The organism is Allobosea sp. AAP35, from assembly GCF_001295925.1.
Classification (GTDB): Bacteria; Pseudomonadota; Alphaproteobacteria; order Rhizobiales; family Beijerinckiaceae; genus Allobosea.
Window position 1 is genome coordinate 1 of sequence record NZ_LJHQ01000069.1, and the last position, 13,379, is coordinate 13,379.

Sequence of the window (13,379 nt, forward strand, 5' to 3'; positions counted from 1 at the left end):
AGCGTCGCAGCGGCCTTTTGCAAAAGGCCGCTGCGACGCCTCAACCCGCAACCGCCTGAAGGGCAATCGGCATGGGGGTCAGTTCTACATGACGAAAAGGGGGCAGTTCCGAATGTCGCTGGACTCCGTCGAACACGTCTGCGAGGCGCCTAGCCCGCGACACGGCCGCGTGGCCGGCGAGAGCCGCTACCGCGACGTGGCGGGTTCTCATCGGCACGCGGCCCGCAAGAACCCGGTCAAGATCGAGACGGCGTCGCTCCACTAACGGCAATTGCAAGAGTTCGTGAATCGGACTTACATCCGCTGCCGATTTTCGGCACTGAAAGGGAGCATTGAGATGCATTTCATTGTTGCTATCGCTGCGGCAGTCATTTTCTCCACTGCAGCACCTACTGCAGCCTCGGCGCAGGGATGGAATCAGAAATCGTATAACAATTCGCAGGCTGCGAAGACCTCGCAGCAGCACTATAACAGGCAGACCAATCGCCGCTGAGCTACAACGCTCGACCGCAATAGCATCGCCCCGCCGCCCAATCGGCGGGGTTTTTCGGCGTCCGGAGGATGTCATAGCGGTGAGACGACGGATCTGTGACGTTATCGGGCGACCGATCGACTGTATCCTGGTCCGGCCCGCGCGCACCAACCCCCGGCTCCGCGGGGAGGCCGTCGGCGGAATGAAGCGATCCGACACGCCGACGGTCGCCACGCCGTCTAGATCATGTCGGCAAGGAAAGCCAAGCCCCATCCCAACAAGCCGAGCCACCCGATCTGGACAGCAAGCAGCATGGTGCCGAATGCCATATCGAAAATTCGCTGATTCATGGTCGTGCCGACAAGGCGATGAGAACCTCTCATCGCGCTTCCGTTGGCGATTACTCACCAACGCAGCTGACGGTTTCACCGCCCGCGATGGTTTCCTCCGTTGACCAAGACGCAAGGTGGACAGATGCTGTCGTCACCGATGCTATAGGGGCGACGAATGGCCGACTTGCTACCCGAGATCGAGCACTCACCGCTCTGCGGCAGGGTCACTCGTGACGATGAGACCGTCGATGTCCAGATCTACCGAATGGCGAATGATGACGCGTCGTGGTCACTTGAGGTGACCGACGCTGACGGCGGGTCCACTGTCTGGACCGAGCTGTTCGATACCGACCAGGCCGCCTATGCCGAGTTTTTCAGGACGCTGGAGAGCGAGGGAATTGCCTGCTTTCGGCAAGCGCCGGCTGATGCCCATCTGCATTAGCGGAGCGTCTGCAGGAGCAGATCGCCAACGATGAAGGTACTGACCGCACTGCGCATGCCGTTCGCGGCCGCATCTGTTGCGCATCGAAGGAGGACCATGTTTCCGGCTGCGCAGAGCAATGCGGTCGCGAACGCGACCGAGGCTTCGGCCTCTTTCCTGAGCCTGCCTTTTCGATCGGTCCAGGCCAAGAAACGCCTGATGAGCGGGCGCCTGTACTGGACCGCGGCGCCGATCTGGACCTGGGCGGCGATGCAGGGTGCGGTTGCAACGCGCTGCCCTGGTCGCCGGGGTTCGCAAAGTCTTCTCGTTGAAGCGGAGCGGGCATCCCTGCTAGCGCTATTGTCGTCGTCTCGAATGATCGAGCACTGCCGTGAGGATCGCGCCACACATGATCACGGTAGCTGGATCGATGAGCGCCTCATTGAGCGGCTCGCTCAATAGGAGTGCGCCAGCAACCGCTAGTGCCGGAATGCGCAGCGTATCGAGTGCTGAGACCGGAACGACCGTGCCATGCCGCGTCGCTTGGCTCAAAGATGCTTGCGTCATGTAGCCCGAGGCAGCCATCGCGAGGATGGCCAGGGCGAAAGTGATCGATCCCTGGGGCAGCGCCGCCGCGCCCGCCAGAGCAGAGCTCGGCAAATTGAGATGCTCGGCGCCCAAAACGCTCAGTATCGCAAAAATCACCAATTGCGTCCCATTCATCAAGAACAGAATAGACCGAGTTGATTGTCTGCATTTGAGGACCGCAAGAAGGATATTTGTGGTTGTGAGCACACATACGCCAATGAAAGGGATGATGATCGCGGGCCCGATCGCTTCCCGATATTGAAGAACGATGATCGTCGCGCCGACCAATATCAAAGCTAGCCCGATCCATGTCCATCGGGCCGGCCAATGCCGGTATCCGAGTATGCCGATGGCGGGAGAAATCTTGGCGTTCGATGATAAGACTGTCTGCTGCGGTGTTTAAAAGAGAATTTGGGCCACATCCCCACCAGGAAGCGCTACGTCGCTCTCATGAAGGTAAGCTTGACAACAACGATCGGGTAACTCGATTCTGGCTACACGTTGCCGACGAAATTGATAATTCAAGCCAATCATCACTCCAATCTCAAATTTTATATGTTCGCGATCCTGACGGTATGCTCATGAACTCCGCCACAATCAGAATATTATAAGGCGCCAATTAATGTGCCAAATTTGAGCGATATTATTCACGATGAGCCCAGCGCAATAATCTTGATGGCGTCGATTACGATGAGAACCATTCGATCACACCAAATAATCCAGTCATCATTGTGGGACGATGACCAGAATCGGGATTCTCTCGATCCGATCGCATTGACACACTTTCCTGTGGCCGCTGTGACGTTTGACACCTGAATCTTGAACACGGGGCTGACCGGAACCCAATCCAGGGAACCCCCGGGAACTCGAGCCGACGCGCCGTTTTCGGGTCACGGACTGGACCGGACGAGTGGAATGACGACGAAGAAGGGGAAGGCTTTTGCAGCCGGCGACGAGGCGTTGCCGGGACCTGATGATCTGTCGAGATATGCCCGCACTTATGCGCAGCTCGGCGACCATGCCGAGCGGCATTTCCTGCTATGGCAGCTCTCGAGCGCGCATGCGATGCTGCTGGAGCAGGATGGCGACCGGATCCATGCCGAGTTCGGTGGGTTGAACGGGCGCCAGCTGGCCGAGGGCGCCAGGGCGCAGGCGCGGTTTTTCGCGTTCATGCTGGCGGAAGCGCCGGCGCAGCGTGACGAGCATCTGGAGCGAAAGATCACCGTCTATGAGGCGATGATCTTCCAGGATGACGAGATGGTGCGCTCGCATACGGCGGTGATGGTCGAGGCGGCGATGCAGGTTGATGCCCGCAAGCTCGGCATCAACCTGACCAAGGTCGCGATCGAGCCCGGCTCGACGAGCCGGCATTGAGGGGACGCCGCCATGAGCTTCCTCTTTTACGACCTCGAGACCTCGGGGCTGGCGCCTGCCTGGAACGTGCCGCTGCAGGCGGCCTTCGTGGCGACAGACGGCAATCTTTGCCGTCTGCACGAGACCGTGCTGCGGGCGCGGTTGCCCGCCCATGTAGTGCCTTCCGCCGACGCCCTGCTCGTCACCGGCCTCGACCCCGACAGGCTGGAGGCCGCGTCGCTGTCGCAGCTCGAGCTGATGCGGACGATCGCCGGCATCCTCGAGGCCGCCTCACCGGCGGCGATCATCGGCTTCAACACGATGGCCTATGACGAGGAGGTGCTGCGCCACAGCTTCTTCCAGACGCTGCACCCGCCCTATGCGACCTCGATGCCGGGATTTGCCCGCGCCGACGTGCTGATCATGCTGCGTGCGGTGGCGATGCTGGCGCCCGGCGCCATCACCATCCCGGTGGCGCCGGCAGGCAGGCCTTCGATGCGGCTGGGGCCGGCCTGCCGTGCCAACGGCATCGCCTTCGAGGAGGCAGACGCCCATGAAGCGCTGAATGACGTTCATGCCACGATCGCGCTGTTCAGGCTCCTGCGCGAACGCGCACCCGCCATCATCGCGGCGATGATGGCCAATGCCCATAAGAGCGGGCCGGCCGGACTGCTCGCTCGCCGCGAACCGCTCGCGCTGGGCCTGTTCAACCGCATCATCCCGATCGGCGGCATCATGCCTACGCCAGGGAACGCGTCGTCCTGGCCCGTGGCCGATCTCACGGTCGATCCGGCCTATCTCGACGCCACGCCCGAGCAGCTCGGCGAGATGCTTTTCGCCAGGGGCGAACGCCCGATCCGGCTGGTCAAAACCAATGCCCAGCCGATCTTGTTGCCTTGGGAGATGGCGGCTCCCGCCGCACAGGGAGATATTCCGCCGGATGGAGAGTTGCAGGCGCGGCTGGCCCAGATCCAGGGCCATGCGCGCTTCCGCGAAAACCTCGCGATCGCACTCGCCGGGCGCTTCGCCGGCAAGGAGTCGAGCCTGTGGCCGGACAACGCGCTGTACAGCGGCGGCTTCATCAGCCGCGAGGACGCGATCACCTCGCGGCGCTGGCACGAGGTCGCCTGGGACCAGCGGGTGCGGCTTGGCCGAGAGCTTCTCGGCGACGTCAGGCTGAAAGCATTTGCCAACCGCTGGGCCTGGTTGGAAGCGCCGGAGGAACTCTCTGCCGCGGAGCGCGAGAAGGGTGAGGCTTGGTTCGGCCATCGCCTCGACACGCGAGACGACGTGCCCTGGCTGACGCGCCCTGTCGCCCTGCAGCGCATCGCCGCGCTGAAGGCCGGGGCCGGCCCAGGCGATCAAGACCGGGGCCGGCAGCTCGACGCCATTGAACGTTGGCTGGCTGGGCGCGGCCAGCCGTCTTCGTGCGCCGCCTAAAGAAGAGCGCCGTGGCCGAGATGAGCAGGGCGCTCCGGACGGGGCGCCTTTGTCGAATCCCAACAGCGGAGATCAAGAGCAGCCGATGGGGCTGTGACCCACGAGGAAAGACCATGACCGACAAAGACCAGGACCGGAGCCTCGCTCCGACAGGAGCCGCCGGCGACACCGGCAGCCAGAACACAAACGATGCCATCAGCGACCCGCTCGCCGCCGTCACCGGGACTATCAGTGACGATCCCACGCTCGCCGAGCTGATCGCGTTCCGGGACAGCGCCCCTGATCTCAGGCAGTTCGCCATCGAGGCGAAGCGCTGCGAGGACGAGGCCGAGCGGCTCTGGTTCCGTCTCAAGGAAGGCAACCACGTCAAGATGGCGCGGATCAGCCTGAAGATCGTCGCACTGAGCTGCACCGCGATGGTCGCCATCTGGCCGGTCGATATCGTCGAGCATGCCGACGCCAAGCAGGCGCTAGCGAAAGCCACTGCCTTCCACGGCGACGACACCGACTATGGCCAGACGCCGTCACTCGACGCTGCCACGGCCGAGCAGATCCGGCTTCATCGCGCTGCCTTCGCCGTCGGAGAGCTCCTCGTCCCTCCCGGGCCGGCTGCTCCCGCCCCGGCCGATCGCGGTCTCGCCGCCTGGCCGCTGTCGCGCTTTGACCTCGTCAACGCGGTGCGCCTCGAGGGCGGCGATGCGTCGATCAGCGGCACGCAGCTCATGCGCTGGTCGGCCTTCGTCGACGACTATCCGACGCTCTCCGATCTGGTCGATCTCTTTGCGCGGATGATGGCGACAGCCGACAGGCTCAACGCTCTGTCAGACACCACCACCGAGGACCCCCGCCCGTTGCGCCGTGCGGCGGAAGGCGCCCGCATCATCGCCTATCTGACGGCCGCGCGGGCGGCGATCTGGCCAGCAATGCTGCACTCGGCCGATTCGCAGGCAAAACTCCGGCTGGTCGCGCTCGTCACCGAGCGCGCCTGCCGGGGCGACGCGCTGCATCAGCAGGCCGCGATCCGCCACGTGATCAGCGAGGCGAACCAGATCGCGAAGCAGTTCCGGTTGGGGGCGACACTCGAGCTCGCGCCGCATTGGATCCCGATCGTCTGACAGACGAAACACGAACTGCAAAGCGTGATGGAGGCGTCCCTAACCGGGCGCCTCTTGTGCTTCGAGGGAGGGAGGGAGGAAAACGCGGCCAGATGGTCGTAACCCACGAAAGAAGAGTTCAAAATGACGAAAGATCACCAGGATGGCGGGCGCTTGCTCTCCACACGTAGCGAAGGCCCCGTGGAGGAGCCCGGCAAACGGGAGCTGCGCGATCCGATCGCGGCAGCGATGGAGCTCGCCGACAGCGAGGATCCGAGTGTCCAGGAGCTGGTGGCGTTCCGGCGCCAGCCGATCGATCTGAAGAGCGCGGCGCGTCAGGCGAAGAATCTGCACAGCGAGGAGTTCAGGGTCTCGCTGTTGCGGGAGCCTGGCGACGATGTCCTCGAGGCCGTCTGCGGCGGCGTCGAGATCATGAGCCTGAGCCTCGTTGCGCTGGTTGCGCTCTGGCCCTGCGACAGCCTCGACCAGGCCGAGGCGAAAATCGCGCTCGGCGAGAAGACCGGTGCGCTCTTGTTCAAGCGCCCGAAGGACTTCGCCGATGTGATCGAGCCGCGTCATGCCCGGCGCCTCCGCTGGAAGCGCGGTGCCTTTGCGGTTCCGGCGCTCATGCTGCCGCCGGGTCCGCCGCCGCCGCGTTCGGACGATCGCGGCCTGGCGCAGTGGCCGCTCGCGCGGTTCGATCTCGTCGAACATCTGCCCAAGCGCGGAGGCCTGCCGGCCTTCGCCGACCGGCAGGTGGCCGCGTGGAGCCGCTTCGCCGCCTCCGCACCTGATCTGGGTCATCTGCTCAAGCGCAGCGAGGCGATGTTCGAGACCTGCGACCGCCTGCTGACCCTGGCCGAGCGCGGTCCCGACAACGCCAGCGAGCTGTTGAGCGCGGCGGAAGGCGCGCGGCTGATGGGCTATCTCGCGGCCTGCCAGGTGATGATCTGGCCGGTTCACGACCGCAAGGCGCTGCGCCTGAAGCGAGAGGTGGTCGCGCTGATCAATGTGCGCGGGGAACAAGGCGATCCGCCCACGATGCAGGCGGCGGTTCGCCATGTGACGGCCGAGGCGGCCTGGATCAAGACGCTGCCCGTAGACGCGCGCGACGATCTTGTCTTCGACTGGAACGAGCTCGTTTAGCAGGCGCGCAGCACAGGCCATCTGACGACAAAAACGACGAAAGAGGCGTCCGCGTGCGGGCGCCTCTTTCGATTCCGGGAACGGACGGGACCGCGCAGCCACGTGGCTGTGACCCCAAAGGAACCTGGGACGAATAACATGAACACCATCACTGCGCTGTCGCTTGCCGACATCGAGCTCGACCTGCCGCTTCGGCCTGTCACCGACGACCTCGCCGGCTTCGCCAACCAGCTGTCGGTGAAGGCCGGGCTGGAGCAGGGCTATGCCGCCTTCGCGGCGAAGACCTTCTCGGTCGGAGAGATCAGCTCCCGCGCCATCGGCTACGCCGACGAGGCGGCGCGCTTCCTCGCGCTGGCTGGCACCTCCAACCGCCAGCAGGTCGCCTACCTCTTCGACGTGCTGATCGCACTGGCACTGCTCAACGCCGCCGCGACGGTGACCGTCGCGCTCGCACCGCCGCGCCGGCCGGGCGACGTGGCGGCGCGCAAGCACATCCTCAGCGACATCGTCGCAGTTGTCGGGGACGACCCGGCGTTTGCGGTGCTTGCCCACAAGGCCTTTGCCTACCCTGGCATGGACGACCATGCCCATGCGGATGTGAGCTTCGACGCCGCGACGTTGCCACCAATGGCGGATGCGCGTGACGGTCAGCCGGCCATGTTCGGGCTCGAGCAGGGGCTCAGCCTGATGAGCTTCCTGCGCAACCTCGCGCCGGCGGACACGCTCATCGAGCGGGCCTGCCTGCAGCTCGACGATGCCGACCGCTTCGCGCTGGCCGGCGAGGCGGACGAGCTCGGTCCCGAGCGCATCGACCGGATTCAGGGCGCCTGTCACGGGGCCAGGCTGCTGGCTGCGGCCGACCTGGCGCGAGCCTGCCTGATCGACGCAGTCGCGACAAACGGCCGGATGCTTCGGTCTCGCGTCGAAGGCCTCGCGCCGCGGCTTCGGCATGAGCGGCTGCAGGATATCGTCATGCTCGCTCAGGCGGCGGCCGCGTTCCTAAAGGAGCTTCGAACCCTGCAGCGCCAGATTGAGGACAGTGCCGGGCGACGCTGCTGACCCCGGCCATCCCGAGAAACAGCTAGACATGAACCGAAGAAGGGCGCTGCCACGAGCAGCGCCCTTCTTCGGTTTCGAAACGTTCGGGAGAAGGCGTAGCCGAGCCGGCTATGACCCCCATGAGAAGCAGCCATGACCATCGACCATCATTTCGGACCGATCCCACAGCACAGACACTGCCAGGATCAACGTGAGGGTAGGTCTCAGACCCAGACGGGCGCGACCAGGACACGCCCGAGCAAGAGCGTCGGGGGACGCTTCCCGCTCGTTCACGTCACCGACGAACTCGCGGCGCTGGAGCGTCTCACCGACGATGACACGCCGCCATTGCGGCGCTTCACTGCCGTCTGGCAGGACCGGCCTTCGCTGGTCGTCATCCGCGCCCGCGCCCGCTTCCATACCGATGAGCTTGACCGGCTTCTTGGTCGCGTTCGCGAGGGCCAGATCGTCGCCAGCGCCGAGGTTCTCAGGTGCGCCAAGGCGCTGGCGCTGCTGATCGACAGCGCCAATGTCGCGACCCTTCTGATCGCACCGCGGGATGACGAGGATCACCGGGCGCTCGCAAACGTCCGCCGGGCCCTGCGCGCGCAGGCGAGCCGTTCGCGCGACCCGGCTGTCCGACACCAGACGGAACGGCTCTGCGGCGGCGCACTTGTCGCGATGAGCGAACAGAATGTCCGACCGCCCCGGTTGCCGCAGGCATCGCCTGATGGCCTTGTGGCCCAGCCGGGCGAGGCGGCAGCCTATCCGCTCGCGCTGGCGCCTTCGCTGCAGCTTTGGATCGAGTCGGGCATCGATCCCGGCGACCTCATAGCCGGCGCGCGCGCCCTGCTGGCGCAGGTCGAGCTCTGGCGGCGGGTTCAGCGGCGGCTCACTGACCCGGGGCTGCTCGATGCCGCGATCAGGGGGGCGATGCTCCTAGCCTATGCAAGGCTGGCACAGCTCGTCCTGTGGCCGGCTCTTGACGCAGACGAAGTCTCGATCCAGCGCGCCGCGCTCGAACTGATCGCACCGCGCCATCTCGATCCCGAGCCCCTGCGCGCCGCCATCGAATGGGCAGCCGCCCGCAGCGGCCATGGAATGGAGCGCTGAGCGCGTCAGACTTCATGACAGTCGCAAAAAGGTATTCGAGGGCGCGACGGTCTCCGTCGCGCCCTCGGTCGTGACGGCGGGGCTTGCGTGCAGCTCGACCGAGCCGACCCACGAGACCAACACCATGACCGACGATCGTCCGAACGAGGCTCCTCCTCCTACTCGCGCCCAGCGCCGGCACAGCAAGCGCTTCGCGTCCCCTGATCAACCCCCAGTGGATGGAACTGGGACATCGATGCCTTTGCCGGGAGGCCCGATTGCGGCACCTCGCCAGATCGCGATCTTCGACCGCGGCACGCTGCTGCGCCAGCTCGAGCTGGTCTATGGCCGGCGCTACATGTTCGACGACGAGGTCGAGCTCGGCCTGCCGCAGCCCTCGCTGAGCAATGAGGAGCAGTTTCGCCTCGACAAGCTGCGCTGGCTTGCCGATGACCAGCGCGGTTCGCTGCGCCCGCTGCTGTTCGGTTCACAGGCCATACGCGACCGGCTGGCGCAGGCGAGACTGGCCAGTCCGAACGTCGCGACCGTCATCGACTTGATCGACCGGGCGGTTGCGCTCTCCGTCATGACGGGGACCGCGCTTACGGTCCCACCAATCCTGTTGCTGGGGCCACCCGGGGTCGGCAAGACCCATGCGAGCAAGGCGATCGCCACGGCTCTCGGCACGGCGATCCAGGCCATCTCCTGCGCGGCCAACAGTGATGCCCAGCAGCTGGTGGTCGGGCACCCGACCTCGTGGCGCGGAGCCCGCATGAGCGTCGTCAACGAGGCGCTGCTGGACTCTGATATCGCCCAGCCCGTGCTCCTGCTCGACGAGATCGACAAGTTCGAGAGCCATCGCGACGAGCAGCCCTACAACATGCTGCTCAACCTCCTCGAGCCGGAGAATAGCGGTGCGATCCTGGATGAGTATCTGCGCGTACCGTTCGACCTGTCACACGCGATTATCGTCGCGACCGCCAATGATGCCGATCGCCTGCCATCCTTCATCCAGGACAGGCTCCTGATGGTCGAGATCGCGCCGCCCCTCGGCGCTGACCTGCTCGGCATCACCCGCCGGATCGTCGCGGATGCGATCGCGCAGGCAGGCGGCGCGATCGCAGCGCCATGCGAAGAGGTCATCGCTCGCCTCGCGCGCGCCCATCCGCGGCAGATCAAACGGATCGTGCGGTTGGCGCTGGGCTACGCGGCCGAGGCGGGCCGCTGCCACCTCATCGTCACCGATGTCGAGGCGGCCGAGAGGCTGGCGGTCGGGACGGCCACGCGCGACCCGATCGGGTTCCTGCAGGCGCGAGGATGAGGTCCAGGGAACGGCTGCGGGACGAAGCGAAGGGTTGAGGGTGAGAACGGGAATGCCCCCGGGAAACCCTGCACGACGGATCAGGAACATGACCAACATCAATCACGACACGGCTGCGGCGGCTCCGGAAAAACGCGCCATCGGCGCAAGGCTGCTTGCGCAGGGCTCCGCGGGGGCCGTCACCGAATGGTACCCCACGCACTGGCCGCGCATCGGCGGGCAGGCGGTGACGACGCTCCCCGAGGATGCCTTCGTCCGGCCCACGTTCGTGACGGCCTACCGGCCAGGCAGGCTTGTCCACATCTACGCCGCCGGCTGCGGCGAGGACCATCGAATGACCGCGGCAACAGGTCTGCTCGGCCTTGCCCGCCGCCTGCGCATGGCCGTGCACAAGGTCTCGGTCACCGCCCAAGTCAATCTGCGCGATCGCCTGCGCGAGCTGAACGCCGATCACTATGGCGCGCTGAGCACCAGCCCGGACGGCTATCTGGCCAGCGACCTCGGCTACGACAACTGGATGCTTCAGCACATCCTGCCGACAGCAGCACCACTCGAAGGCTCGCCCGTCACCCTCACCGAGCGGGCACTGGCCGTCCGCTTGCCTGAAAACCTGTCGGTGCGCGAGTTCGACAAGCGCCTGCACCACCGCATGCGCAACGCCGCCCTCAACCCCTGGCTGAACAGCGCTGCCGGTCATGCCCACTGCGCGCTGCTCGGCATCAACCCGGCCGAGTGCGTGCGCGCGACCGCCTATGGCTTCGGCGAGCTGATGAGGATCAGCGACGCGCAGGAGTTCTACTTCTTCCGGCCCAAAAGCCGCGATGCCGATCGCCTGCTGCGCATCGCCGAGACCATCATCCACGCCCACGTCAACACCAGGACCGGTCCGACTGCGACCTCCTGGAAGTCCAAGGGGCAGGGGTACGGGCAGGGACTCAAGGCTCGCAACTGACAATGCACGCGTACATCCGCCGTAGGTTGCGAGCCTTCGCTCATCGCCAACGGCGGATGAGCATTGCCTTGTCATGTTGATCATCCGCAACCATGTTATTCAGCTATCGAAGGCTCCTCAGCTCAAACCCGAGGAGAACATCGCTGAATCAGCCTCTGCCGCTGAGAACATCTCGCATGACGCCGGTTTTGAGACGATCTGTGCAGGCATGATCATCGACCGCGTCGGCGGCATCGGCCAAGGGCGCTGTCAGGTCCCGATCTTCGACCCTGTCGATCGATGGTCGTACAGTTCCTGACGAAGAGGCCTTCCCATCGCCGCCCCACAGCCCAGCGAAAGGCCGCAAGCGAACCGAGGTTTGCGAGGCATTTGCCGGGACATTGACGCGGCGTGACAGCGGCACCGCGCACGAGCTGGCTGATGTCAAATTCTGACCGGCGCGTCGGTGACTTCAGCTCAATGCGGGGAACAACCGCTCGCAACGCCAGCGATAACGAGCACGGAGAATATTGGATCAGGATCGACATGGACGCCGATCGTGATCAAACAGCTATGTTCGACGCCACCGTTGCTGATTTTTGGTAGCATCGACGCCACAGGAGCAGCTGGCCTGCCGCGATTTGTTATCTGAGGGCGGATGAAAAGGCCCGTCGATAGCAAGAATCGTCTCAATCAAAGATACTTACACGATTTTGACGGATTTCGCGAATCCGGCTTGTGAACTCAAGAGCCTTCCCCTTAATTGATCAAGGTCAGCGGTTCACGTCCGACAAAGCACAAACATTGCAGCGCAGCATGATGCGGGGGGGTACATGGCAGAAACAAGCGAGCCGATGGTTAAACGGGCGGCGGATATTGTGTCAGCCTACGTTTCCAATAACAGTGTAACGCCGCTCGAACTGCCCGGCATCATCGCCAGCGTCTTCGCCGCGCTCACGCTGCTGGGATCCGAACCCCCGGCCGCGCCCGTCGCGCCGCTGGTCCCGGCGGTACCGATCCGTAAATCTGTGACCCCGGACGCCATTATTTGCCTGGAGGATGGGAAATCCTTCAAGTCGCTCAAGCGGCATTTGCGCAGCGCCTACGATCTCTCGCCCGAGCAATATCGTACCAAGTGGGGACTGCCTTCCGATTACCCGATGGTTGCGCCTGCTTATGCAGAGGCACGGTCTGCCCTCGCCAAGTCCATGGGGCTGGGGCGCAAGGCGGCTGCGTCATCGACAAAGACAAAGCGAGGGGCCAAGAAGACCCGGGGATGATGGTCGGTCGCCCCTGTTGTTCTCGCGGAGCTGAATGTCGTCACCAGTGATGACCGGTTCGCAATCTGCCGTGCCGGACGCTCGTTCGCTGAGGTCACACCTTATCGCGTGATCGCATACTGGGTGACCGTTCGGTTCCGCCCGGTGCGCTTGGCCGCGAGAAGAGCTTGGTCTGCGCGCGCGATCAACGATATCGGCTGTCGCCCAGCTTGTAGGCCGCGACGCCGGATGAGATCGTGATCCGGCCAAGCTTTTCATTGGTCGATCGTTTGATGAGTTCGCGTTTCAATAGAGCCTGCCGAACGGATTCCGCGTAGAGTTTTCCGTCATTTAGGGACGTGTCGGGGAGGATGATGGCAAACTCCTCGCCGCCGAAGCGCGTGATGACGGCGCGCTCGACCATGTGGTCCGTCATGGTGCGAGCAACCAGCCGCAGAACCTGATCGACTGTGGCGTGGCCGTGGTCGTCGTTGAAGCGCTTGAAGTAATCGACGTCGGCGATGACCAGGGTGAGAGGACTGCCGTCCGAGGTCGCGAGTTCGAAACACGTTTGCAGCGTCTCCTCGAAATGCCGCCGATTGGCGAGCCCCGTGAGCGCGCAACTGCTTCTTATCTGTTCCTCGCCGAACAGCGTGTGATACCCGGAGGGCAGCCTCTTCGAAGGCACTTCAGGGCGAGCGTCGCATGCACGGTCAGTTACGATCCGACCAGGCCTTGTTCGGCGAGAGCTTGCCGGTAGCGCCCGGCCGCGTATTGCGAGCCGCGGTCCGTGTGGTGGATGCAGCCGGGCGGCGGCCCTGGCTATTCGATGGCTGTGCGCAGGGCAGCTAGAGTCAGCCTGACGTCGATCGATCGGCCGATAGCGTAGCCG

15 protein-coding genes and 1 pseudogene are annotated in these 13,379 nt (G+C 64.5%); 13 read left to right on the forward strand and 3 right to left on the reverse strand.

The genetic code is table 11. From position 1 onward, the window contains the following. The 3 genes from IP69_RS22220 to IP69_RS19540 form a co-directional block, all read left to right on the forward strand. Nucleotides 1-265: hypothetical protein (locus tag IP69_RS22220; protein WP_210165952.1), on the forward strand; the 265-nt coding region annotated here is incomplete at its 5' end. Between the two features lie 72 nt (nucleotides 266-337). After that, nucleotides 338-493 carry a hypothetical protein gene (locus IP69_RS22000; protein ID WP_156323558.1) on the forward strand — a complete coding sequence of 52 codons (156 nt, stop codon included), beginning with the start codon at nucleotides 338-340 and terminating at the stop codon, nucleotides 491-493. A 486-nt stretch (nucleotides 494-979) separates the two neighbouring features. Beyond that, nucleotides 980-1,246, forward strand: a complete 267-nt coding sequence (locus tag IP69_RS19540; RefSeq protein WP_054144503.1) for a hypothetical protein — start codon at nucleotides 980-982, stop codon at nucleotides 1,244-1,246. 336 nt (nucleotides 1,247-1,582) lie between these two features. On the opposite strand, the gene IP69_RS19550 is transcribed toward IP69_RS19540, so the two are convergent. Further along, nucleotides 1,583-2,107: a hypothetical protein gene (locus IP69_RS19550; RefSeq protein ID WP_054144505.1), complete on the reverse strand. Its 525-nt coding sequence runs from the start codon at nucleotides 2,105-2,107 to the stop codon at nucleotides 1,583-1,585. Nucleotides 2,108-2,728: 621 nt separating this feature from the next. Here IP69_RS19550 and IP69_RS19555 point away from each other — a divergent pair. The 10 genes from IP69_RS19555 (at nucleotide 2,729) to IP69_RS19600 (ending at nucleotide 12,508) form a co-directional block, all read left to right on the forward strand. Further along, on the forward strand, nucleotides 2,729-3,187 hold the full coding sequence (locus IP69_RS19555) for a hypothetical protein (protein WP_054144506.1): 459 nt from the start codon (nucleotides 2,729-2,731) through the stop codon (nucleotides 3,185-3,187). Between the two features lie 12 nt (nucleotides 3,188-3,199). Beyond that, entirely contained in the window at nucleotides 3,200-4,606 is a 1,407-nt protein-coding gene (locus IP69_RS19560; protein WP_054144507.1) for a hypothetical protein, read from the forward strand. A 113-nt stretch (nucleotides 4,607-4,719) separates the two neighbouring features. Further along, nucleotides 4,720-5,721: a hypothetical protein gene (locus IP69_RS19565; RefSeq protein ID WP_054144508.1), complete on the forward strand. Its 1,002-nt coding sequence runs from the start codon at nucleotides 4,720-4,722 to the stop codon at nucleotides 5,719-5,721. A 123-nt stretch (nucleotides 5,722-5,844) separates the two neighbouring features. Then, nucleotides 5,845-6,846: a hypothetical protein gene (locus IP69_RS19570; RefSeq protein WP_156323559.1), complete on the forward strand. Its 1,002-nt coding sequence runs from the start codon at nucleotides 5,845-5,847 to the stop codon at nucleotides 6,844-6,846. Between the two features lie 138 nt (nucleotides 6,847-6,984). Beyond that, nucleotides 6,985-7,905, forward strand: coding sequence for a hypothetical protein (locus IP69_RS19575; RefSeq protein ID WP_054144510.1), 921 nt, complete (start codon nucleotides 6,985-6,987; stop codon nucleotides 7,903-7,905). Nucleotides 7,906-8,037: 132 nt separating this feature from the next. Next, nucleotides 8,038-8,997 carry a hypothetical protein gene (locus IP69_RS19580; protein WP_156323560.1) on the forward strand — a complete coding sequence of 320 codons (960 nt, stop codon included), beginning with the start codon at nucleotides 8,038-8,040 and terminating at the stop codon, nucleotides 8,995-8,997. 235 nt (nucleotides 8,998-9,232) lie between these two features. After that, nucleotides 9,233-10,297 carry an AAA family ATPase gene (locus IP69_RS19585; protein WP_054144512.1) on the forward strand — a complete coding sequence of 355 codons (1,065 nt, stop codon included), beginning with the start codon at nucleotides 9,233-9,235 and terminating at the stop codon, nucleotides 10,295-10,297. A gap of 88 nt (nucleotides 10,298-10,385) precedes the next feature. Beyond that, complete coding sequence (locus IP69_RS19590; RefSeq protein WP_054144513.1) at nucleotides 10,386-11,249, forward strand: hypothetical protein; 864 nt, start codon at nucleotides 10,386-10,388, stop codon at nucleotides 11,247-11,249. 73 nt (nucleotides 11,250-11,322) lie between these two features. Continuing rightward, nucleotides 11,323-11,547 carry a hypothetical protein gene (locus IP69_RS19595; protein ID WP_054144514.1) on the forward strand — a complete coding sequence of 75 codons (225 nt, stop codon included), beginning with the start codon at nucleotides 11,323-11,325 and terminating at the stop codon, nucleotides 11,545-11,547. A 514-nt stretch (nucleotides 11,548-12,061) separates the two neighbouring features. Beyond that, nucleotides 12,062-12,508, forward strand: coding sequence for a MucR family transcriptional regulator (locus IP69_RS19600; RefSeq protein WP_054144515.1), 447 nt, complete (start codon nucleotides 12,062-12,064; stop codon nucleotides 12,506-12,508). Nucleotides 12,509-12,692: 184 nt separating this feature from the next. On the opposite strand, the gene IP69_RS19605 is transcribed toward IP69_RS19600, so the two are convergent. Together IP69_RS19605 and IP69_RS22445 are read right to left on the reverse strand one after the other, a co-directional pair. Continuing rightward, a complete protein-coding gene (locus IP69_RS19605) occupies nucleotides 12,693-13,175 on the reverse strand; it encodes a GGDEF domain-containing protein (protein WP_054144516.1) in 483 nt (160 codons plus the stop codon). A gap of 65 nt (nucleotides 13,176-13,240) precedes the next feature. After that, nucleotides 13,241-13,379, reverse strand: a pseudogene (locus tag IP69_RS22445) (IS3 family transposase); the annotation flags it as partial.